This is a genomic window from Paraburkholderia sp. GAS448 (genome assembly GCF_050435685.1).
GTDB lineage: Bacteria > Pseudomonadota > Gammaproteobacteria > Burkholderiales > Burkholderiaceae > Paraburkholderia.
In genome coordinates this window covers 277,230-299,754 of record NZ_JBNDKT010000007.1, presented here as the reverse complement: position 1 = coordinate 299,754, position 22,525 = coordinate 277,230, and the positions used below count along the sequence as shown (strand labels likewise).

The following is a 22,525-nucleotide window of genomic DNA, read 5'->3' as shown; positions in this document are numbered from 1 at the left end:
TGCAGGCGATCTGGATGGCCGCAACACGCGACGAGGCCCACACCGCGTTCGATCGCTTCGTGTCGCTCTACGCGGCGAAATATCCGAAGGCGACGGAAACGTTGAAGAAGGACCGGGAGAGCCTGCTGGCCTTCTACGACTTCCCCGCCGAACATTGGCAGCACCTGCGTACAATCAATGCGATTGAATCGACCTTCGCGACGGTGCGTCACCGTACGACGCGCACGCGCAACTGCGTGTCGCGACCAACCTTCCTTGGTCTCGTATTCAAGCTGATCGAGGAAGCCGAGAAAACCTGGCGCCGTATCAACGGCCCGGAAAAGATCAAGCTGTTGCTGGAGGGCATTACCTTCAAGGACGGCGAACCGGTGCAAGACGATCGTCCGGTTCAGCAGAAACTCGCCGCTTGAAATCGATGGCCATCAAATCGCTCATACACCAGACTTGACCGTATCTCCTTCGACGTAACCGAAGCCCATCGGCAGCATGGGCTGCCTGCGCTCGAGCGCCTGGCACTGGCTCTTCTCGTCCACGCACAGGACCAATGCATTCTCGGGCGGGCTCAGGTACAGGCCGACCACGTCGCGCAGTTTCTCGATGAAGAATTGATCGGTCGAGAGTTTGAAGCTTTCGCTGCGATGCGGTTGCAGGCCCAGCAGCTTGAAGTAACGGTGCACACTCGTCGGCGAGATGGCCGTTTCGGCGGCGATCGTGCGCACGCTCCAGTGCGTGGAGCCATCCGCTGGCTTTGTGTGCAGGGTCTTGTGAATCAGTTGAGCCAACCGCTCATCGTCAATCGTGCGCGGCTTGCCGGGACGTACTTCGTCATACAGCCCGCTGATGCGATGCTCCAGGAACCGGATCCGCCACTTGCCCACCGTGGCACGCGTGAGTTGAAGACGCTGTGCGATTGCGCTGTTGGGCTCCCCGGCAGCAGCAGCCAGCACGATGCGCGCACGCGTCACCAGCGCCGCCGAAATCGAGCGCGAACGCGCTATCGAAGCCAGTTGCGAGCGCTCATCTTCACTCAACACCAGTTCGGCCTTCGGTCGTCCCATGGGCATGCTGGTACCTTCCGTTCTGGCGATACCAGCATGCTACGTGAACATAGATCAGTTAACAACAGAACGGAACACTGATATGTATGGACCGTGTCAAGTACCAAAGTGCGGCGGTTCTCCGAGGTTTGACGGGTCAAGGGCGGGCGTGAGCCCGGTGTAGCGGACCCTTGACGCGACGTCGATTTTCCATGCTATGCATTGGTCGTGAGGGGCGACGCTTGCGCGCTCACGACCATGCGAGACCGTCTCTCTGACGGTCGTCAACAACAGGATGCTTGGGCCAGGACCGGGCGGTTATCCGACGGTTGATCATTCTGATATGCGCGGGTTGGTTACCGCATGACAAACGAAACGTCGGGGAGCTGCCTCAATCTAGGTTCGAGGGTTGTGCTGTTTCCAGTTGCCTCCTAGTGTCACCGCGAGGGTTCTCCCACCGCTGCCAGGTCCTGGCCCAAGCATACTGTTGTGTTTCGATCTCATCTCATTGTGTCAATGTCGAGTGAGGGGCGCGACGTGTTGTCCGATGGCCCAGATAAAACCGGCGAGCTCGCGCGCAATGGCTGTGCAAACCTGCGTCTTGAGCTTGCCACGTGCCATGAGTTTTCGAAACCGCTGGCATAACCGCTTTTTCGCCGACCACGCGATCTCTTGAACTTCCGGCGCCGTACGCTCAGCACGTCGCTGCAGGATGGCGGTCTTGCGTGCAGCATGACGATAGGTCCAGGCCGCTTCGATGAGCACGCGCCGAACGTGGCCGTTGCCGGTCTTCGTGATACCACCGCGCCGCTCGCGCTTGCCGCTGGAGTGTTCGCTGGGCACGAGGCCCAGATACGCCATCAGTTGGGGCGCGTTGGCAAACCGCGCAAGATCCACCCAGTTCGGCGACGAGCGTGACCGCGGTGAGTAGACTGATGCCGCGCAGTGCCATCAGTGCCTCGATCACGGGCCGGACCGGGCTGGCCTGTACGGCCGTCTCGATTTCGCGGTCGAGGCTGGCCACGCGCGCGCCGCAGGCCTGTACCGTGTCGATATATTCCTGCAGCACGATCTGTTGCTCGGGCCGGGAAAACTTGATGGTTTCCAGCCAGCGCCAGTGCGGCTGTGTCCACCTGGAGCGGCCGGTGTAGCGACGGCCATGGCGCGACAGAAACGACAACAGTCGTTGTTTAGCCTGGCGTTGCAGGTGCTTCATATCCTCACGCGCACGCGTCAAATCGCGCGGTGCCTCCTGTCCCTCGTCTGGAATCCACACGCGACTCAACTCGCCGGCGCGATGCAGGCGCGCCAGGCTTAGGGCATCCCGCCGGTCGGTCTTCACACGTTCGCCCGGCTTCTTCGGAATCAGCGACGGCGCCACAACCTGACAGTCCTGTTCGAGCTCAAGCAACTGTCGGCAAATTGTGTAGCCGCAGGGGCCGGCTTCGTAGCAGAACGCCAACCGTCCCGTGCCGCGCTTGAGCTGCGTCACCAGTTTCGCGATGGCCTCGGGCGTGTTCACGATCTCGCCCATATACCGCAGCTCACCGGCCGTGTCGGCGACCGCCACGGCAATCGTTTCCTGATGCACATCCAGGCCCACGTACTTGGTAAACTTGTTCATGACCTGCCCCCTCAATGCGGCTCTGAGCCGCGGTGTAACCGACCTCAAGCTTAATCCGCGTACCTTGAGGTGCGGCAGGTCCATACATGATGTCCAGGCTAGGCTGCAGCGGTATCAAGGTTTCAGAGCTGACCCTGGGTACGATGATGTTCGGCGGTCCGACCGACGAGGCAAGCGCAGCACGCATCATCGACCGTGCCCATGAGCAGGGCGTCAACTCGATCGATACCGCCGACGTGTACGCTGACGGTCAATCGGAGCGCGTAGTCGGCCGCTGCATCGCCGCCCGGCGCGATCACTGGATCCTGGCGACCAAAGTCGTCAGTCCCCTGGTTGAAGACGACGTCAACGCGCGCGGCGCTTCGCGCAAACACATCGTGCGAGCCGTGGAGGCATGCCTCAAGCGCCTGAACACGGATTACATCGACCTTCTCTACCTCCACGCCGAAGACCACGACACGCCCGTCGATGAGGAGTCGGTTCGTGCCTTGAACGATCTGATCCAGGCCGGCAAGATCCGCTATTACGGCCTGTCGAATCATCGGGGCTGGAAGATCGCTGAGTTCAGTCATACGGCCCAGGCACTGGGCCTCGCCGCCCCGATAGCGAGTCAACCGCTCTACAACATTGCAAATCGCCAGGCCGAAAGCGAACAGCTTACGGCGGCGCATCACTATGGGCTTGGAGTGATCTCGTACAGTCCGCTTGCACGCGGCGTATTGACCGGCAAGTACGAACCTGGCGCAGCGCCCGCGTCAGATACACGTGCCGGCCGCGGCGACCGTCGTCTGAAACAGGCTGAATGGCGGCACGAGTCGCTGGAAGTGACGCGCCTCGTGCGTGAGCATGCCGGGATGCGAGGGTTGAGCGGGGGGCAATTCGCCCTTGCGTGGGTGCTGAACAGCCGCTACATCAGCTCGACGATCGCCGGGCCGCGCACCGAAGAGCAATGGGAAGATTACCAACCTGCCTTGAGCTATCGCATGAACGCTGAAGACGAAGCGTTCGTCGACGCGCTCGTGGCTACCGGGCACCCTTCGACGCCCGGCTTCAACGATCCCAAGCACCCTTTCTTTGGCAGAATTCCGCGTCGCGGTCAGAACGAGGGTTGAGAGCCCGCATCTGGCTCGCCACTACGCCGGCCGAAACGGCACCACCATTTCGGTTCGGTGTAGAGCGTCGACGGCTGCGCGTTGAGCAGCGCGGCCTCGGGCACCACCGTGCTATCCAGCGCGGATCGCGGATGGTGCTCAGGCGTCTTCGAGCGCAGGCAGCAAAGAGGGAAGGCTTACGAGAAAAGCCCGCACATGCATCGCAATCACGCCATCCGTCGGTGTGGTGTTGTCGTTTGCGTAGATGCGCCGGCGGATCGCCAGGTGCGATACCGCTCCATGCAGCAGCCAGCCGATCTCGGTCAGATGCACGCGGTCGGCCGGTACGCTGAGCCCCAATTCATACGCCGTCTCCGTAACAATGATCTCGAGCGCATGCGTGACCACCGCGCTCGTATAGGTAGGCGCCATGCGCAGGTTTTCCAGCGACGAATACAGGAACAGCCTCAGCCAGCGCCGCGTCAGCAGCGTGTCGTAATACTCGCGATAGAACGTATTGAGCCGGCTTTCAATCGGCACACTCCGGTCTTGCAACTGGACAAACCAGATTGCATTGAAGGTCCCCGCTATCTCGCGCTTGTACACCTCGTCGATCAACGCGGCCTTGCTCGGAAACAGGCTGTACAGCAGGCGCTGCGAGACCCCGCACGCATCCGCGATCGCGCGGGTCTGAGCGTTCAGCCCATGCTCCGAGAAATACTCTGCGGCCTTGGCCAGCACGCGCTCCTGACGTTCGGCACGAGGCAGGCGCTGCGGCGCCTTTTTCGCCGGCCGCTGGACCACCGCGCGAGCCTTCCTGGCCCCGCGACCCGGCTCCGCCACATCCTTGGGTTTGATCTTCATGACTCTCCTGTGCCTACCTTTTTACCCATACGTCTTCAGCCAAAGACTTATATTGTGCCGGAGTATATCGCCCCGGAGACGCGAAGCAGCCGTGCCTGCTTTCAGGCGTAACCCTATATTGTCCTGCACTGGCTTGCGCTCCCACTGCTGTCGGCGGCATACGTTTCGGCCGTAGTAGCGGCGTTAGTCCCGATTCGCGACGCACACAGGCGCCGCCGCGCCAATGCAAACCGCGCTTTCAGAGCCGAGAACGGTGTGCCTGCTCGCACCGGGGCCGGACACCGCAGTCACGCAGTGAGATCTGGCAGGGAGAGGAGACGGCGGCCGGAGGTTGCTCGACGGCATCGACCACCTTGAAAAGCAAGACGGGCTCAACACGATATTTGGGCAGCAGGCACAGCGTGCAACGGCAATCCTGGCGTTTGCCGCCGCCACTGCGGGCTCCGCTGCGGCGATGTCTGATGAGGCACGGTAAGCGCAAGCCGTGCGGATACGGCGCGGCGAATTGCGCATCGGAAAAGAACTCGTCGAACGCCGCCCTGAAATGTCCGCGCGACTTCAATACCACGACGCGTGCGTGAGCAATGTCGATCCCGAACATCTCGAAGAACATCGGCTCGTGGCACTGGTGCCGCATGGACAGATCCCATCCATGGTACGAACGAACGCGGGGATTTCGGGCGTCATTACCGGCGCTTCGCTGACGGCGTCAGCCAGGAGCGCGACATCCTGCAGGTAGGCCCGCGATACGAAATCGGCGCGCGTGGAAACCGGCGCCAATATGACCTGGTTCCGTCTTTCGCTTCCGGGACCGTGCTACGCACGCCACCTTTTGATCGACTACCTACCTGCGACTGCCGAGTTGATCCCGGAATGCCCATTGGCCGTCTCTGCCGAGCACCAGCGCCTTGTCGTACAGGTAGGCTGTCGTGCATGCATGCCGTGGCAACAGCAAAACCCGTTCACCGACCTTGAGGTCGTCATTTTCGACCACGACATGCTCTTCGCTCATCATCAGGATCTTCCCGTTCCAGCGAAAGCGCTCGGCCAAAGGTTTGTCCGGGGAAATGGCCTTGGAGCCGGCGTCCAGGGTCGCAGTGTTGTCCTTTCTGGCGATCACGGTCGCCACCACGTACGCACTCGGTTCCCATCCGAACTCCGGGAGTTCCGTATCGTGCTGCGAACTCGAATACGTCCAGCTGCCGGGAGCCACGTACCTGGCGAGGCCAGCCGGCCAGACGTTGAAGCTATAGCTCGCGCCGGCGATCAGGTCGGAACACAGGCCTGCCGCGGCGGCGCTATCGAGCAGCGCGGCAACACGCCGCATGACCTCACCGATACGTTCCCGTCGACGTGCCGGGTCATGGCCCTGGATATGGCCGTCATACACATGCCAGCCGCCGAAGCGGCCTAGCGACTGAACATCGGATGCCAGTTCGAGTGCAGCTTGCGTCAGCGGTGCCCCGGTTCGCCCCATTCCCGGATCGAGGTCGACGATCAGCTTCAGGTTGGCGGGACGAATCGCCCTGACCGCGAGCGCCTCGCGCCACGCGGACAGCCCGGCTGCCGAATCAACGAGTGCGCCAACCGAAGCTGAGGGAAACGCATCGGCTGCCGCGATTGCGGCGCGAATGTTCGCCTTGTTAGCCGACGGATAAGCCCACACGACCTTCGGCGCACCGGCGCCAAGCACCATGTCGACTTCGGCCACGGTCGCGGCCTTGAACGCCCGCACGCCTTCGGCCAGCAACAGCTTGACGATCCAGTTGGCGCGATGCGTCTTCACATGCGGCATGAGCCGCTCGACACCACCGCATGCGCGTGCCGTCGCATGAAGGTTGTCCAGCACGCCTTGTTCGGAAACGGCGAAACAGGGTGTCTGGATATCGTCCGGCAGGGCGCGAGCCCAAGCGGGTCTGTGATTCAGGCTGGATGCGGATATGCTCGACATGGTTCGATTAACCGGGTTGCGTCTTAATTCATTGCCACAGAGGCGATGAAACCGCCATCGCGACAATTTCATCGCCGTGGCTGATGGCCGCCGTACCACAAACGGCCGTACCGCCTAATTTTCCGGACCTCTGTTCTGCGGTTTTTTTTCGACAGACGGCGGGCCGGAGAGGTACGCATCGACGACGCTGCGTAGCTGCTCCAGTACGGCCGCATGCTGCTCCCAAGGCAGCCGGTCGACGCTCATCACAGGGCGCGCCGGCCGGTCGATGCGGCTATCGTCTACGGCCTGCCCAACCTCGACTGCCGCGGCCAGAAAAGCGCGGTCCTTCTCAGGATGGAAATCCTTCAGCAGCCCAGCGGCGCGATCAGGTTCGACCATCGCCATCGCCGAAAGCAGGGCCCAGCCGCCCCAGTTTGAAACGCCCGCCACCACCAGGTGATCGGTCGGCGTCGTGGCGCTGATTAGCGATCCGTTCGGGATGTCGTCGCGGACAATCTCTTCCGGCAGCACACTCATGCCAATTTCGTTGCCGCCGTCCCCGATGCCAATCGTGGTCCAGGGCCGCTGCCAGTCGGGGGCATCAAACAACAGATGCAACGGCGCCGTGTCGTCGGACATGTCCGCACCATACTCACGATGAGGTTTGCCGTCGCTGCCGGGCGCCACCCGCTCGATGGCAATCAGGTGCGTGATGGGGCGCTCGGCGGCGACAAGCCGATCCCTTAGAGACATCACCGAGTCCTTGCTGACCGACGTAACTTCGAGGGCAACGCCTTCAGGCAGTTCAGTGGTGACCGCCCACACTGCCTTGCTGCACGGCGCATCGGTAATGACTGTCACGGGTATGTCCGCGTTCGCGAGCCCGGCCGCCATGTGCGCCATGCCACCCAGTCCATCGGTTTCCGGCGACGGCGGAACCGCATTGCGGATGAAAAACCCGGTGACGATACCGACGTGCGCGTTGGGTGTGCTCATGATTGACCGTGCGGCACGCTCCAGTTGGCCTTCCGCAAAACGCTTCATACGGCTGATATCCCGCCTGACAGTCTGCCCGACGATATTTTCGATTTCACTGAATCCCATTGCTGCCTTTCCTGTGATGATTGAGCGATTGCCGGGCCCGGTCAAACCGGGATCTTGGTTTCGTAGTCGATTCCGATTGAGCAGACGAAAAGCCCTATACCCATCGCAGCAAAGCACATCAACGCGAGGAAATAGGAGCCAGTAAACTGGACGATCGCGCCGACCACGATCGGAATCACCATCCCGCCGAGATTGCCGCCGAAATTCAACAAGCCGCCTAGCGCGCCGACCTTGTTCCGGGTGGCGAGCATCGCAGGAATGGACCAGTACAGTCCGCCCCAACGAAGGAAGAACAACGTCGCCGACAGCAGGATCACGACCATCTTTGCGCTCGACGCATAGGCGACGCAGAACACCGAAACCGTCGCAACCACACCGGCGACGCCGAACATCACGCGCATCACCAGGTTTGGCGCCGCGCCGCTGGCCAGCCATTTGTCGCTGACATAGCCGCCCACCAGTTCGCCAATGAATCCGCAGAGGAAAATCAGGAAGCTCGCGTTGCCCATCTCTTTCAGGTCGAATCCGTGCACCTTGTTGAGATACGTCGGCATCCAGGTCAACAGCCCGTAGTAGAGCGTCGTGCAGCACATGAAGCCAAAGAACATCAACAGCACCGAGCGGTATCTGAAGAAATCCCTTGACCGCCCCGACAGGTTCTTCGCCTCTTTCGCGTATTCCACCGCCTGCGCCCGCTCGATATAGTCCGCTTCCGCGTCATTAACGCCGCTGTGCTCGCGCGGATGATTCTTGATGTAGATCCACGCGCCGATGCCGCACAGAATGGTGGCAATACCGGCGATCGCGAATGCGGTACGCCACGAGTGCGCGACCAGGATCAGCCACGCGATCAGCACCGAGCCGAGCGCGGCCCCCAGAGGCGAACCGCCGTCCATCAGCGAGGCGCCGCGAACGCGCTCGTACTGCGTAAGCCATGTTGCGTTCAGCGCTCCGCCTGCTGCCGCCACCGGCGCCTCGGCTACGCCGAGCCCCACCCGCGTCAACAGCAGACCCACCGAGCTTGTCGCGATTGCGGCGAGTCCCTGGAAGCCTCCCCAGAACAGCGTGCAGAGCGCCAGCACCAGGCGAGGTTTGAAACGATCGACCAGCATGCCACCTGGCATCTGCATCAGCGTGTACGACCAGAAGAAGGAACTGAGGATGAAGCCCTGCATAACGGGGGTCAGCGAGAATTCCTTCGCGAGCAACGGCATCGCCACCGACAGCGACGCGCGGTCGACATAGTTCACCGTCACCAGCAACAGCAGGACCAGAAAAATCTTCCACCGTACCGACGTTCTCGGCCGCGCGTACTCGGCCACCGATTCCACTGAACTGCCCATTCTTCGCCTCGCTATCGTTCGAGTGATGTGCCGCAGAACTTCGCTTCGGATCCCGAATGCGACGCCGGTTCGCCATCCTGGCGGCGATCTCCTCCTGCCATACCCGAATGTCGGGTGGATCAGGTAATTCAAGTGTATGCAGTGAAAAATGATCGGAGATAATCAAAAGTGAGCCGATCAACCGATAGAGATTTCTGATCATGCGAGTTTCCATCCAACAAATCGAAACGTTCTACTGGACCGCCCGTCTGGGCGGCTTTCACGCCGCGGCGCGCCACCAGCACCTCACGCAGCCGACGATTTCCGCGCGGATCCACGAACTGGAGACTCAGCTAGGCGCACAACTGTTCGAGCGTGGCCGCGGCCGGTCCGGCTTGACGCTCGTAGGTCAGGATGCGCTGGCGCAGGCGGAAAAGATCCTGAAGCTCGCCGATGAATTCGGTCGGGTCGCCGAACAACGCGATCCGATGAGAGGGCTGCTGCGGCTAGGCGCCAACGAATCGACGGCGCTGGCCGGACTCGCCAGTTTGTTGACGCAACTGAAGGCCGCCTACCCGGCGCTGCGCATCGAAATTACCGTCGACCTTGGCGTGGCGTTGAGCCGCAAACTGGTCGCTCGCGAACTCGACATCGCGATCCTGAACGAATCCTGCGCCGCCCAGCACATCGTCGAGCAGACAATCGGGCTGACGGATCTGCACTGGGTCGCCTCGCCACGGCTGGTGCCGAGGCGCGAGGTCACGCCCGAGAGTCTGGTCCACTTGCCGGTCATCACCGTCACGCACCCTTCTTCGAATCACTCGCTGGTGACAAACTGGTTTCGCAACGCCGGACTTGAGGCTGAGAACCTGAGTTCCTGCAATTCCCTGTCGATGATGCTGCAGCTCGTTGCCGCGGGCCATGGCGTGGCGGTGATGTCGCCGGCGATCATGCGCGCGGAAATCGAGGCTGGGCTCATTCATACGCTAATACCGGAACCGCGTTTGAGACAGCAGAAATACTTCATTGCCTATCAGGCGGAGCGGCGCGGCAGCGGCATCGATGCCATCGTCAAGCTGACCAGGGACATGCTGGCGCGAAGCGGGCTTCTGGTGACTCGGCGATGAGTTCAGCCGCCAGTATCGCAAGGCGGAACTGAGGACTCCCGCCGAACGGTTCTATTCTCTACCTGCATAAGCAGTCCTCTTCCTATTAGAGATTGCTCATCCTGTAATCGTTATCGCGACAAAGCCGATATTAATCGTCATGGTCGCTATAACGTGCGCGCCTTAGCTTCTTCGCTGCCGACGTTCGCCTCGAAGGCTCATCTGACGGTGCGCAACAGGTGCCGCTGCCGACAATGACTCGAGGCAGAAATTGATGAACGCCTCAACTTTAGCAGCTCGATGGCGCCGGGATGGATAGAGCGCATACAGCGGAAATCTTTCGTCCGACCAGTCCGGGAAGAGGTCCACGAGCAAGCCGTCATTCATGATCTGCTCGACGCCAATCTCCATCACCTGGGCGATGCCGGCGCCGGCGATACACGCGCCCAGCATGGTTTCCACGTCCGACACCAGGAGGCGCCCCTCCGCGGGTATCTCCGTGACCTTCTTTCCCCGATGGAACTCCCACTCGAAGGGCTTGGCCGTCACCGGGTTATAAAACATGATTCGCTGATGTTTGCTCACCTCCGCCGGATTTCCAGGCTTCCCGTGCTCAGCCACATACCGTGGAGACGCGACCGTAATAATGCGCGTCTCGAGCAGCTTGCGCGCAACCAGTGTCCCCATTGGCGGGGGTCCAAAGCGCACGGCGAGGTCAAATCCATCTGCCACGAGGTCGCCAACATCGTCGCGCATGATGAGTTCGAGCGAAAGGTCAGGATGGCGTGCCAGAAAATCTGGCAATCTTGACGCCAGCACCGTCCTCGAAAAGAACGGGTCGACGTTGACACGAAGCTTTCCCTGCACAACGTTCGCTGAACCCGACGCCGCCGAAGTCGCCTCTTCGATGCCTGTCAGATGCGGTCCAACCGCGTCATAGAGACGTCTCCCTTCGTCGGTGAGCGTCTGCGAGCGCGTCGTACGGTCAAGCAGCCGAACGCCTACCCGCTTCTCGAGGCGTGAAACAGCACGGCTAACGCCCGATGGTGACAATCCCAAGGCGTCCGCTGCGCGCACGAAACTGCCGCTCTCCGCGACTGCGGCGAGTACCGTGATGCCAGAAAACAGCCGACCATCAAACGTCATGACCTCTCCAAGGTTCATCTCATTCAGATAGTTTAATCACGAGTGATTTGAGGAGCACATGCTTTATTCAACAGTCAGAAAATGAGAGATTGCCCTCCTGAACGCCGCAGCGGTTTGCGCCGCGGACCTGAACCAGCCTGGGAGAGCATCGATGGAAGCTTTGAAGACACAGGGAATTGAACTGCCACGCCTCGGATTTGGCACATACCGCATGCCGGGTGGTGGCTGCCAGCCGGTAGTCGAGAGCGCACTCGAGCTCGGGTATCGGCACATCGACACTGCCGAGATGTATCAGAACGAGGAAGCCGTAGGCGCCGCGATTGCCGCCTCGGGTCTCGCACGGAAGCAACTGCATCTGACGACCAAGGTATGGCACGAGAACCTCGCGCCGGAGTCCCTCCGTCGCGCCCTGGACGCCAGCCTCGGCAAGCTCGGTGTCGACTACATTGACCTGTATATGGTGCATTGGCCGTCGCGTGACATGGACCTCGGCGCCGTCATGGAGACAATGCAAGGCTTTCTGCAGAACGGCACCGTTCGCTCAATCGGTGTGTGCAATTTCAACGTGACGATGCTGCGAAAAGCCATCGAGGAAATCGGCGCACCCATCGCCTGCCACCAGATTGAATACCACGCGTTTCTAGACCAGTCGAAAATGCTGAGCTACCTGCGCGAGCAAGGCATTCCACTCGTCGCCTATGCCCCGATGGCACAAGGCAGGGCAGCGAGCGACCCCGTACTTCAGGGAATCGGCATCAAGCATGGCGTGACCGCTGCCCAGGTTGCACTTGCGTGGCTGCTGGAACAGGACGGGGTGGCGGCTATTCCTAAAGCTCAACGCCGCGAAAGTCAGAAATCCAACCTGGACGCGCTGGCGGTGAAACTCGACGATGATGACCGACACGCTATTGCGATGTTGCCGAAGAACCACCGTTTCGTCACTCCGCCGTTTGCGCCGGAATGGGACGCGTAACCGTTGTCTTCGCAGCGCGCGCAGTCCATCCGCTATTCATCGTCGCGGGCCACGGCGCTCACGCCTTGCCCGCGTCCCACGCGTTGCACCGCCGCAGCCCTGAACTCCGCCCTGTACGCTTGTTTTGGTACCTCGAACATCGTTTATTTCTACCCGCGCCCGACGAATGGCATCTTGGTAGCCATGACCGTCATGAACTGCACGTTCGCATCGAGAGGCAACCCGGCCATGTAAAGGACCGCACCGGCGACGTGCTCGACATCCATCAGCGGCTCGACGGCGATCTCACCATTGGCCTGCGGCACTCCCTTAGCCATGCGCGCCGCCAATTCGGTGAGAGCGTTACCGATGTCAATCTGTCCGCAGGCGATGTCGTACTTGCGCCCATCGAGTGATGTCGACCTGGTCAGGCCGGTGATCGCGTGCTTGGTTGCCGTATAGGCGATGCTGTTCGGACGCGGCGCGTGCGCCGAGATCGAGCCGTTGTTGATGATGCGCCCGCCGCGCGGTACTTGCGTTTTCATCAGCGCGACGGCGGCGCGTGTGCACAGAAACGCGCCCGTCAGATTCGTGTCCACGACGGCGCGCCAATCGTCCAGACTGAGTTCGTCGACATCGACAGGCGGTGCGCCACGCCCGGCATTGTTGAAGAGCAAATCGAGGCGGCCGTAGCGCTGCCGTATCGCGTCGAAGAGGGCTGCGACGCTAGCAGCGTCGGCGACGTCGGTGGAAACAGCAAATGCCTCGTGGCCGAGTTGCTGCGCCTCGTCGACCAGCGCATCGAGGGGGGCTTTCCTGCGTCCAGCGAGCACCACACGGTAGCCATGCTGAAACAGCTTGCGAGCGGTTGCACGGCCGATTCCGCTGCCCGCGCCGGTAATTAATGCGATCTTGCCGGGTTCTGCATTCATGAGATAGACCTCCGCGCATCAATGCGATGCACATACGATCAACCCGCGCAATTCAGGGATCGCGGGTTGATCTCAATGGTGAAAAGCGGGTTGGGCAGCCCCCCGTCATCCGGGGTTCTCTGCGAGTCGGCCCACCGGTCATTCGGCGCTTGACTGTGTGCCTGCCCCACAGCGGCGCCCTGCTCCAGGTTGATGCGGAAATCGTTTTTTCCGAGCGCAGCAACGCGTCGAATATCTCACGCCCCATGCTCTCGATCGTCGCCTGTCCATCGAGAATCGCGCCGCAGTTCAAATCTATATCCTCGACGCGGCGTTGCTACTTACGGCCTTGCTTCGCCGCTTCGTAACGTGCCTTGTTCTCTTCGTTCGGAGGATAAAGTCCTGGCAAGGACGCGCCGGCTTCGACCTGCTCCATGATCCAGCCTTCGAGTCGCTCCTGTTCAGGCGCAGCTTCCACGATCTCGTCGACGAGCGCGGCCGGAATCACGACGGCACCATCGGCATCGACGACGATCAGGTCGTCAGGAAACACCGCGACCCCGCCGCAGCCGATCGGCTCCTGCCAGTCGACGAACGTGAGCCCCGCGACCGATGGCGGAGCCGCCGCGCCTACGCTGCATACCGGCAGGCCGGTTCCGAGCACGCCCTCGACATCGCGCACGACGCCGTCGGTCACGAGGGCGGCCACGCCGCGCTTGTGCATGCGCGCGCAAAGGATGTCGCCGAAGATGCCCGCATCGGTCACGCCCATCGCGTCGACCACGGCGATACAACCGGCCGGCATGGCCTCGATCGCGGCGCGCGTCGAGCGCGGCGAGGACCACGATTCAGGCGTCGCCAGATCCTCGCGTGCCGGCACGAAGCGCAACGTGAACGCCCGTCCTACGATGCGCGGCAAACCGGGGGTGAGCGGCTTTGCACCGCGGATCCATACGTTGCGCAATCCGCGCTTGAGCAGCAGCGTGGTCAGCGTGGCCGTCGTGACGCTCGAGAGCGTATCGATGATTCGTTGGTCAATTGACATGGAAGTCTCTCTTCACAAAAAAGGCGCGCACTCAGCACGCGGGTGTTACTCAGATGTTCGCGATCAGCCCGCCGTCCACGCGGACGACGCTGCCCGTGATGTACGAAGCACGCTCGCTCGCGAGGAATGCGACAACGTCCGCATATTCGTTCGGCTCGCCGTAGCGTCCGGCCGGAATCGACGAGGTGCTCTCCGCCGATACGGATTCGACCGTACGGCCCTCGCGGCGCGCCTTCGCTTCGTCGAGGAAGCGAATGCGGTCGGTGGCGACACGGCCGGGCACCACGATGTTCGCGGTTACGCCATCGCGTGCCACTTCCCGCGCAAGCGTCTTCGACCAACCGACGAGCGACAGGCGCAGCGAATTCGACATGCCGAGATTCGGAATCGGCGCGACGACCCCTGACGACGCGCTCGTAATGACGCGCCCCCACTTGCGCTCGCGCATCGCTGGCAACACGCGATCGGTGATCGCGATCACGGGAAGCACCATCAATTGAAAATACTTCTGCCATGCCTCGGACGGTTGCCCCGAAGCAGGCGTCGGCGGCGGGCCGCCCGTGTTGTTCACGAGGATATCGACGCCGCCGAAGCGCGCCTCGATCGCCGCGACGTGGCCCTCGATCGACGCCAGATCGCTCAGATCCCAGCGCAGGGGTAGCGCCTGGCCGCCGGCGTCCTCGACGGCTTGCGAGGACAACTGCAGCGCGGCCTCGTCGATATCGGCGAGCGCGATGTTCACGCCCTCGCGCGCTAGCGAAACCGCAATCGCGCGGCCCAGTCCGCCGCCTGCACCCATGACTAGCGCTGTCTTCCTGCTAATTCCTAAATCCATTGTCTTGCTCCCGGCTAATCAGCCGCTTGGTTGATGAATGTCCGCGCGAGTCCGCCCGCGCCGCCCTCCGGCATTCAGGCTGCCGAACCCGACGCTATCGCGCGGATGCCACCGTTGCTGCGCACGAAGAGAGCCATCGCCAGCACGCCGATGAGATCGATCGTCGCGCCCAATGCAAAACCGCTGCTGTAGCCGCCGAAGTATTCGACCGCGAAGCCTGTGACGGTTGGCCCGACAATTCCTGAAATGTTCGACATCAGGTGCACGAATCCGCTGACGCCACCGAGATGCCTGCCCGGCACGAGTTCATGAACGACGGCCCAAACGGCCTGCGACGACGCGGTAAGAAACAGCACTGCCGCAGCGACGAACGTGACAGCAAGCGCCGGCGACGAGACAATGCTCACCGCGACCATGGCAAGCCCCGACACCGCGAGCGGCACCACTGCGGCAAGCTTTCGCGCGAGCAGCTTGTTCTCCATGCGCTTGAAGAGCGCGTCTCCCGCGAGACCGCCGCCAAAATAGCCGATCGTGCCGCATGCCCAGGGAATCGCCGTCATCAGGCTCATGCTCTTCAGGTCCATGTGCAATGCGTTCGTGAAATAGCTCGGGAGCCACGAGATGAAAATGAACAGCGTGTAGTTCACCGCGAAGAGGCCAACGCCGAGCGCAAGCGTGCTCCGGCGAAACAGGTAGGTGCGCAACGTTGTGCCACTGGCGCCCTGTTCGCTCGGATGAGCGACGCTGCGGCTGCGCTCGATCAGTTCACGTTCCGGTCGGCTCACCCGCCGGCTCTGCGCGGGCGTGTCGGTCACGAAGAACCGCCAGACCACGATCCACAGGAAGCCGAGCGCAGCGATCGCGATGAACGACACGCGCCAGCCGAAGGCGATTGCCACGAGGCCGACGAGCGGCCCGGCAAGCGCGTTGCCGAGCGTCTGTCCCGAGAACGTGAAGCCGATCATCGAGCTTGTTTCTTCGCGCGGGAACCAGTTGGTGATGGCACGGTTCGTCGTGGAATTCATTGGGCCTTCGCCAAAGCCGAAGAGCGCACGCAGGATGAACAGCGAGACGAAGCCCACCGCCCCCGCTGTCATCCCGCAGAGCAGGGACCACACGCCCATCGACCACGAAAAGACGCGCACGGGCCCGAAGCGGTCGGCAAGATGGCCGCCGACGAACGAAAAGATCGAATATCCGACGAAGAAGCTGCTGAAGATGACGCCAAGTTGCGACGGCGACAAGCTCAACTGCTTGCTGATGATAGGCGCGACGACGCCGAGCGCCGCACGATCCATGTAGTTGATCATTCCCGCGGCGAACAGCAACCCCGCAACGGTGAATCTGAATTTCCCTGACATCATGTCTCCAATATAATCAGGACAATTTATCGTATAGAGTTATGAAACTTCGTTTGTTCGACGCTGCGCGCACACGAAAGGGCCTGTCCGGTGCGGATGTCACCCCCCGGCGACACCCTGCGTGTTGACGTAAAGTGCATACACCGACTGGCACGAAGCCATAAACAGGCGGTTGCGCATCGGTCCGCCGAAGCAAAGGTTGGCGCATCGCTCGGGCAACGCGATGCGTCCGATGAGCTTGCCGCGTGGCGAGACAACCATGACGCCGTCGAGCTCGTCGCTGCCCATGCCCCACCCGCACCATAGATTGCCGTGCACATCGCAGCGCAGGCCATCGATCGTCCCCGCGCCCGCATCGAGAAACACGCGGCCGTTCACGATCGCTGTGCCGTTATCAACCACGTCGTACACACGGATCAGGCGATTCGGCGTGCCGCGCGACTCGATGACATAGAGCAGGCTTTCGTCGCGCGAGAAGCAAAGGCCGTTCGGCCCTTTGATGTCGCCAGCGACAATAGTCGCCGCACCGGATGCGCCGTCGACGCGATAAACGTTTTGCGGCAACTCGGGCTGCGCCTTTCGGCCCTCGTAGTTGCCGAGAATGCCGAAGGGGGGGTCCGTGAACCAGATCGAACCGTCCGACTTGACCACCACGTCGTTCGGCGAGTTCAGCGGCTTGCCGTCGAAGCGATCGAGGATCACCGTGAGCGAGCCGTCGTACTCCGTGCGCGTGACGCGCCGCCCTCCGTGCTCGCAGCTAATCAGCCGCCCCTGACGATCACGCGTGTTGCCGTTTGCATAGTTCGACGGGCTGCGGAACACGCTGACGGCGCCGGTTTCCTCTTCCCACTTCATCATGCGGTTGTTCGGGATGTCACTCCACAGCAGGTAGCGCCCGTCACCGAACCAGACGGGCCCCTCCGCCCAGCGAAAGCCGGTCGCAATGCGCTCGACGGCCGCATAGGGAAGCCGAAACTTCTCGAATTCGGGATCGAATACCTGAATGCGCGGATCGGGGTATCGTTCGCTCGCTTGCCACATGAAACAGGCTCCTTGCTCAAATGTCTTACGGCGCTTGCCGCGCTTCGCGGCGCACGGCGCGCGCTCGCGAGCATCAGCGCGAACGCGAGATCCGCCGTCGTTTCCGTCACCTCGTCGGGCGTATTCGTGAGCACGATGCCGCGCCGCGTCAGCTCGCCGACGTCGAAGGCGTCGTAGCCCGCCGAGATGGTCGACGCCGCCTCGAGCAACGGCGCCGCATCGAGCAGGTCCGTCGTGATCTTGAGCATGTTGCCCATGATGGCGTGAGCGGTCCCGAGCGCTTCGATGAACGCGCGGCGATTCCCGTCGTCGACCCCGGCAAACCCGGTGACATCGAAGTGTTCGCGCAGGCTCTCGACGATGTCCTTTGACACCGCGCGGTACAGCACTACTCGCTTTCTCATCTTTCGATCCTTTGAAAATTGTCCGCAGCTTGACTGCCCTGCTGCTGACTTGCGGCTCACTATAAAAGCCGATATCATCGGTGTCAAGATTATTGATAATTTCGTCGATATCATTATGGACAAACCAGCCATGGACAAACCAGCAGAGCGAGGTGGACTCAAGAAAGGGCTCACCAACTACGGTGACGAGGGCTTTTCGCTGTTCCTGCGTAAGGCGTTCATCAAGGGCGCGGGCTATACGGACGACGCGCTGTCGCGACCGATCGTGGCGATCGCGAACACGGGCAGCGCCTACAACCCCTGCCACGGCAACGCGCCGCAACTTGTCGAAGCCGTCAAACGCGGAGTGATGCTGGCTGGCGGGTTGCCGGTCGAATTTCCGACGATCTCCATCGCCGAGAGCTTTTCGCACCCGACCAGCATGTATTTGCGCAATCTCATGTCGATGGACACCGAGGAGATGATTCGCGCGCAGCCGATGGACGCCGTCGTGCTGATTGGCGGCTGCGACAAGACCGTGCCGGCGCAACTGATGGGTGCCGCAGCGGCAGGCGTACCCGCGATTCAACTCGTCACCGGCGCGATGCTGACGGGCTCGCATCGCGGCGAGCGGGTCGGCGCATGTACCGACTGCCGGCGCTATTGGGCGCGCTTTCGCGGCGACGAGATCGACGCGCGCGAAATCGACGACGTCAACAACCAGCTCGTGCCGACGGTGGGCACCTGCTCGGTGATGGGCACGGCCAGCACCATGGCCTGTATCGCGGAGGCGCTCGGGATCATGCTGCCCGGCGGCGCGAGCGCGCCCGCAGTGACGGCGGACCGCATCCGCGTCGCCGAACGCACCGGCGCGACAGCCGTGGCGATGATCGCCAACAAGCTCACGCCCGATCGCATCCTGACGCCTGCCGCATTCGAGAACGCGCTGCGCGTCCTGCTTGCAGTCGGCGGCTCGACGAACGGGATCATTCACTTGACGGCGATTGCCGGCCGCCTCGGCATCGAGGTCGAGCTCGGCGCGGTCGACAAGATGGCCCGCGAAACGCCGGTGCTCGTCGATCTCAAGCCGTCGGGCCAGCACTACATGGAAGACCTGCACAAGGCCGGTGGACTCACGACCGTGTTGCGCGAACTCAAACCGCTGCTTCACCTCGATGCGCTCACCGTCACCGGACGCACGCTCGGCGAGGAACTCGACGCCGCACCGGCGAGCTTCAAGCAAAGCGTCGTGCGTCCGTTCGATGCTCCGATCTTCCCGCAAGGCGGCATCGCCGTATTGCGCGGCAACCTTGCACCGCGCGGCGCGATCATCAAGCAGTCGGCGGCCAACGCCGAGCTGATGGAACACGAGGCGCGTGCCGTCGTCTTCGAAAACGCCGAGGATCTCGCGCGGCGCATCGACGATCCCGAGCTCGATGTCGAAGCCGACGACATCCTCGTGCTCAAGGGCATCGGCCCGGTCGGCGCACCCGGCATGCCCGAAGCGGGTTACATCCCAATCCCGAAGAAGCTGGGCCGGCTCGGCGTGAAAGACATGGTGCGCATATCCGATGGCCGCATGAGTGGCACGGCGGCGGGAACGATCGTTCTGCACGTGACGCCGGAAGCGGCAATCGGTGGTCCGTTGGCGCTCGTGCGCACGGGCGACCGGATTCGGCTGAGCGTCGCCAGGCGATCGATCGAGCTGCTCGTCAACGACGCTGAACTGGGCCGGCGCCGTGAGCAGTTGCAGACGCACACCATCGATCCGCACGAGCGCGGCTACAGGAAGCTGTTCCTGACCTCGATCACGCAGGCCGATCACGGCTGCGATTTCGATTTCCTGCGGGCGTCGCAGCAGACCGTAAAGGTGCCCAAGCTACGTGAATGAGCCCGCGCCCGTGCGCAGCGGCTTGCCGCCCGTGAGCGGCAAGCCGTGGCATTTCGCGGACGATTTTGTCTATACTGGGCGGTTTTCCTGGAACACCCGTGCATCTGAATCATCCGATCGACATGAACAGCCTCCCTACTTCCAGCCGGTCATCAGGCAAGAACACGGGCGCCGCAGCCGTGCGGGACCGTGACATTGACGCTACCGTCGCCCGCGTATCCGACACGCTCGAAGAGCAGATCGTGCTCGGCGTGCTGCATCCGCGCGAACGTCTGGTGGAGGACGACCTCTGCGAACGCCTCACGTTGAAGCGCCACGTGGTGCGGCAAGTGCTTGCCGAGCTGGAGCAACGCGGTCTCGTCGAACGGCGCAAGAATGTCGGCGCGCTTGTGAAGTCATATACGCCGCAGGAAGTGATGGATCTGTATGCGGTGCGGGAGATTCTCGAAACCAGCGCAGCCCAGCGCATCGCCCTGCCGGTTGCGTCGGAGCAGCTCGCGGAGCTCGCCGAAATCCAGAAAGCGCACGACGCCGCCGCCCTGGCGGGCGACCTGCGCGGCGTGTTTCGGGCGAACATGGCGTTTCACCGCGCCTTGTTCGCGCTATCGGAGAACCGCGCCTTGACCGAAGCCATCCGCGAGTACGAGCGGCGCACACACGCCATCCGTTCCGCTTCCCTCATGTTTCCGCAATACGTCGAGAAGGCGCGCATCGAACATCATCAAATGCTCGAAGCGCTCGCGGGGCGTGACCAGTCGAGGCTCGTCGAACTGTGCCGAGCGCATCTGAGCCCGGCGCGCGACGCCTATATCGAGGCGTACCACCGCCGCGCCGGCGCGGCGGCCATCGGCCAGGGTGGACAAGCACACCTGGAGCCAGCGCCGCGCACACCGTAGCGCTTTTCGATTTGACTTCGCATCACCCGTCGCCCAGATTTGGGCTGATTGGTAAGCGCTTGCAGCCGTCAACCCGCAAACGAAGGAGCCATTGAATGACTCGAGTTTTGATCACAGGTGCCGCAGGGCACATCGGCCGTGCATTGCGAAAGGGCTTGCAGGGCCACTATTCCCTCTTGAGGCTGGCCGATATTGCCGCGCAGGAACCCGCCGGCCCCGGCGAAGAGGTGGTAAGCGCCGACATCAGCGATCCCATCCAGCTCGCGGGCGCAATCGACGGCATCGATTGTGTCGTGCACCTCGCGGGCATTCCCGATGAGGACAGCTGGGACCGCATCCGCCGCCTGAACATCGAAGGCTGCTACAACGTTTTCGAGGCGGCGCGCAGCGCGGGCGTGAAGCGCGTGATATTCGCCAGCTCCAATCACGCGGTCGGCTTTCATCGGCGCGACCGGATGATCGACGACACCGTCATGCCCCGCCCCGACAGCCGGTACGGTGTATCGAAAGTGTTCGGGGAAGCGCTGGGACGACTGTATGCCGACAAGTACGGTCTTTCCGTTGCCTGCCTGCGCATCGGGTCGTTCCGCCCCGATGATCGGCCGACGGCCCCGCGCCATCTCTTGACGTGGATCAGCCACCGGGACACCGTGCAACTCGTGCGCCGCGCGATCGATCATCCGGACTATCACTTCATTGTCGCGTACGGCGTATCAGCCAACGCGCGCAATCGCTGGGACAACTCGAACGTGCGCTTCCTCGGCTACCAGCCAGAGGACGACGCCGAACACTATGCGGCGCAAATCCTGGCCACGAGCGCAAGCGAAGACAAGCAGGAGGCGCTGTTTCATGGCGGCTTCGGCTGTCTCAACGAGTTCGCGGGACGCATCGAGGAGATTGACTGATGCGGCGCGTGCGCCGGTGCGCGGGGGGCTCGCCAGCGCAGGTTTCAACTGCGCGGCGTTTCACGCGCGTCTGTCCATCAGTCAGTACGGCAAATACGGTGTTGGCCGACCTGAGCGTGCGCGGTACGGCGGCGGCACCACGCGAGCACTGAACAGGGTGGGGGCTTCCCGTCACTGTCAATTTCACTTTGCGATTTCATAGTCGAGCGGCTCAATCACGCTCCGTTGCCGACGAATCGCGTATGCGGAAAGCGCCGACTGCGCTGCGCAATGCAAACGCCTGCTCTTCCAGCGATCGCGTAGCTGCCGATGCCTATTCAACCAGCGCGGCATTCTGTTGCGTCGCTTCGTCCATTTGCACGATTGCCTGACCGACCTGGTCGATGCCGACGCTCTGCTCTTCCGACGCCGTGGCGATCTCGGCCATGATCGAGTTGACCTGCCGCACCGATTGGAGAATCTCCGCCATCGTCGCTCCTGCGTCGCGAACCCTGAACGACCCCGCCTCGACACGCTGCACCGATTCGTCGATAAGCGCCTTGATTTCTTTTGCAGCGGTCGCTGCGCGCTGCGCGAGCGAGCGGACCTCGCTCGCGACAACCGCGAAACCACGCCCCTGCTCGCCCGCGCGAGCAGCTTCCACAGCGGCATTGAGCGCGAGAATGTTAGTTTGGAACGCTATGCCCTCGATGACCGAAATGATCTCCGCCATCCGCTCCGACGACGCCGAGATTCCGTCCATCGTGTCAACAACACTTTGCACAGTCTCACTGCCACGCGTGGCTATCTCCTCCGCCGTCGTAGCTACTGCACTGGCTTGCCTGGCGCTATCCGAATTCTGTCTGACAGTGCCGGTGAGTTGATCCATCGACGCTGAAGTCTGCTGCAGCGACGCAGCCTGCGATTCGGTACGAGTCGACAGATCTGCGTTGCCCTGGCTGATCTGAACACTTGTCGTCGAGACACCGTCGGCATGCTGCCGCACGCTTTCGACGACCTCACGCAGGGCATTGCGCATCCGTTCCATGGCCGCAAGTATGCTGTCGCTATCACCAGGTCGTACCCGCACCGCCTGGGA

18 protein-coding genes and 4 pseudogenes are annotated in these 22,525 nt (G+C 62.2%); 7 read left to right on the top strand and 15 right to left on the bottom strand.

Annotation, left to right across the window (positions count from 1 at the left end):
* The coding region (locus P3T23_RS16605) for a transposase (protein ID WP_429317237.1) at positions 1 to 410 on the top strand (410 nt) is incomplete at its 5' end.
* Between the two features lie 39 nt (positions 411 to 449).
* Here the strand turns inward: P3T23_RS16605 and P3T23_RS16600 are convergent.
* Both P3T23_RS16600 and P3T23_RS16595 read right to left on the bottom strand, forming a co-directional pair.
* Positions 450 to 1,064: pseudogene (locus P3T23_RS16600) on the bottom strand (IS630 family transposase); the annotation flags it as partial.
* Between the two features lie 486 nt (positions 1,065 to 1,550).
* Positions 1,551 to 2,661, bottom strand: a pseudogene (locus P3T23_RS16595) (IS110 family transposase).
* Between the two features lie 86 nt (positions 2,662 to 2,747).
* Between P3T23_RS16595 and P3T23_RS16590 the strand changes: the two are divergent.
* Entirely contained in the window at positions 2,748 to 3,773 is a 1,026-nt protein-coding gene (locus P3T23_RS16590) for an aldo/keto reductase (RefSeq protein ID WP_429317236.1), read from the top strand.
* Positions 3,774 to 3,911: 138 nt separating this feature from the next.
* Here P3T23_RS16590 and P3T23_RS16585 read toward each other — a convergent pair whose 3' ends face one another.
* From P3T23_RS16585 to P3T23_RS16565, 5 genes are all read right to left on the bottom strand, one after another.
* Positions 3,912 to 4,616 carry a TetR/AcrR family transcriptional regulator gene (locus P3T23_RS16585; protein WP_429317235.1) on the bottom strand — a complete coding sequence of 235 codons (705 nt, stop codon included), beginning with the start codon at positions 4,614 to 4,616 and terminating at the stop codon, positions 3,912 to 3,914.
* Positions 4,617 to 4,854: 238 nt separating this feature from the next.
* On the bottom strand, positions 4,855 to 5,253 hold the full coding sequence (locus P3T23_RS16580) for an MlrC C-terminal domain-containing protein (RefSeq protein ID WP_429317234.1): 399 nt from the start codon (positions 5,251 to 5,253) through the stop codon (positions 4,855 to 4,857).
* A gap of 207 nt (positions 5,254 to 5,460) precedes the next feature.
* Complete coding sequence (locus P3T23_RS16575) at positions 5,461 to 6,465, bottom strand: alanine racemase (protein WP_429317233.1); 1,005 nt, start codon at positions 6,463 to 6,465, stop codon at positions 5,461 to 5,463.
* A gap of 216 nt (positions 6,466 to 6,681) precedes the next feature.
* The gene (locus tag P3T23_RS16570) at positions 6,682 to 7,653 is read right to left on the bottom strand and encodes a glutamate cyclase domain-containing protein (protein WP_429317232.1); all 972 of its coding nucleotides are present in this window, start codon (positions 7,651 to 7,653) and stop codon (positions 6,682 to 6,684) included.
* 41 nt (positions 7,654 to 7,694) lie between these two features.
* Positions 7,695 to 8,996 (bottom strand): MFS transporter, encoded by a 1,302-nt coding sequence (locus tag P3T23_RS16565; RefSeq protein WP_429317231.1) that lies wholly within the window; start codon positions 8,994 to 8,996, stop codon positions 7,695 to 7,697.
* Positions 8,997 to 9,196: 200 nt separating this feature from the next.
* Between P3T23_RS16565 and P3T23_RS16560 the strand changes: the two genes are divergently transcribed.
* Positions 9,197 to 10,102 carry a LysR family transcriptional regulator gene (locus P3T23_RS16560; RefSeq protein WP_429317230.1) on the top strand — a complete coding sequence of 302 codons (906 nt, stop codon included), beginning with the start codon at positions 9,197 to 9,199 and terminating at the stop codon, positions 10,100 to 10,102.
* Between the two features lie 162 nt (positions 10,103 to 10,264).
* Here the strand turns inward: P3T23_RS16560 and P3T23_RS16555 are convergent, their stop codons facing one another.
* Positions 10,265 to 11,227 (bottom strand): LysR family transcriptional regulator, encoded by a 963-nt coding sequence (locus tag P3T23_RS16555; protein ID WP_429317229.1) that lies wholly within the window; start codon positions 11,225 to 11,227, stop codon positions 10,265 to 10,267.
* A gap of 151 nt (positions 11,228 to 11,378) precedes the next feature.
* Here P3T23_RS16555 and P3T23_RS16550 point away from each other — a divergent pair, with 151 nt between their 5' ends.
* Positions 11,379 to 12,200 carry an aldo/keto reductase gene (locus P3T23_RS16550; RefSeq protein WP_429317228.1) on the top strand — a complete coding sequence of 274 codons (822 nt, stop codon included), beginning with the start codon at positions 11,379 to 11,381 and terminating at the stop codon, positions 12,198 to 12,200.
* A 149-nt stretch (positions 12,201 to 12,349) separates the two neighbouring features.
* Here P3T23_RS16550 and P3T23_RS16545 read toward each other — a convergent pair whose 3' ends face one another.
* From P3T23_RS16545 to P3T23_RS16520, 6 genes and pseudogenes are all read right to left on the bottom strand, one after another.
* Positions 12,350 to 13,111: an SDR family oxidoreductase gene (locus tag P3T23_RS16545; RefSeq protein WP_429317227.1), complete on the bottom strand. Its 762-nt coding sequence runs from the start codon at positions 13,109 to 13,111 to the stop codon at positions 12,350 to 12,352.
* Positions 13,112 to 13,427: 316 nt separating this feature from the next.
* Complete coding sequence (locus P3T23_RS16540; protein WP_429317226.1) at positions 13,428 to 14,135, bottom strand: ribonuclease activity regulator RraA; 708 nt, start codon at positions 14,133 to 14,135, stop codon at positions 13,428 to 13,430.
* 49 nt (positions 14,136 to 14,184) lie between these two features.
* Positions 14,185 to 14,970 carry an SDR family oxidoreductase gene (locus P3T23_RS16535; protein ID WP_429317225.1) on the bottom strand — a complete coding sequence of 262 codons (786 nt, stop codon included), beginning with the start codon at positions 14,968 to 14,970 and terminating at the stop codon, positions 14,185 to 14,187.
* Between the two features lie 74 nt (positions 14,971 to 15,044).
* Positions 15,045 to 16,334 (bottom strand): MFS transporter, encoded by a 1,290-nt coding sequence (locus P3T23_RS16530; protein WP_429317224.1) that lies wholly within the window; start codon positions 16,332 to 16,334, stop codon positions 15,045 to 15,047.
* Between the two features lie 96 nt (positions 16,335 to 16,430).
* Entirely contained in the window at positions 16,431 to 17,372 is a 942-nt protein-coding gene (locus tag P3T23_RS16525; protein WP_429317223.1) for an SMP-30/gluconolactonase/LRE family protein, read from the bottom strand.
* 71 nt (positions 17,373 to 17,443) lie between these two features.
* Positions 17,444 to 17,776, bottom strand: a pseudogene (locus P3T23_RS16520) (bifunctional glyoxylate/hydroxypyruvate reductase B); the annotation flags it as partial.
* 130 nt (positions 17,777 to 17,906) lie between these two features.
* On the opposite strand from P3T23_RS16520, the gene P3T23_RS16515 reads away from it, so the two are divergent.
* The 3 genes from P3T23_RS16515 (at position 17,907) to P3T23_RS16505 (ending at position 21,447) form a co-directional block, all read left to right on the top strand.
* Entirely contained in the window at positions 17,907 to 19,646 is a 1,740-nt protein-coding gene (locus P3T23_RS16515; RefSeq protein ID WP_429317222.1) for an IlvD/Edd family dehydratase, read from the top strand.
* 98 nt (positions 19,647 to 19,744) lie between these two features.
* Positions 19,745 to 20,542 (top strand): GntR family transcriptional regulator, encoded by a 798-nt coding sequence (locus tag P3T23_RS16510; protein ID WP_429317221.1) that lies wholly within the window; start codon positions 19,745 to 19,747, stop codon positions 20,540 to 20,542.
* Positions 20,543 to 20,637: 95 nt separating this feature from the next.
* Positions 20,638 to 21,447 (top strand): NAD-dependent epimerase/dehydratase family protein, encoded by an 810-nt coding sequence (locus P3T23_RS16505; protein WP_429317220.1) that lies wholly within the window; start codon positions 20,638 to 20,640, stop codon positions 21,445 to 21,447.
* A gap of 211 nt (positions 21,448 to 21,658) precedes the next feature.
* Here P3T23_RS16505 and P3T23_RS16500 read toward each other — a convergent pair.
* A pseudogene (locus P3T23_RS16500) lies at positions 21,659 to 22,447 on the bottom strand (methyl-accepting chemotaxis protein); the annotation flags it as partial.
* Positions 22,448 to 22,525: the final 78 nt, after the last annotated feature.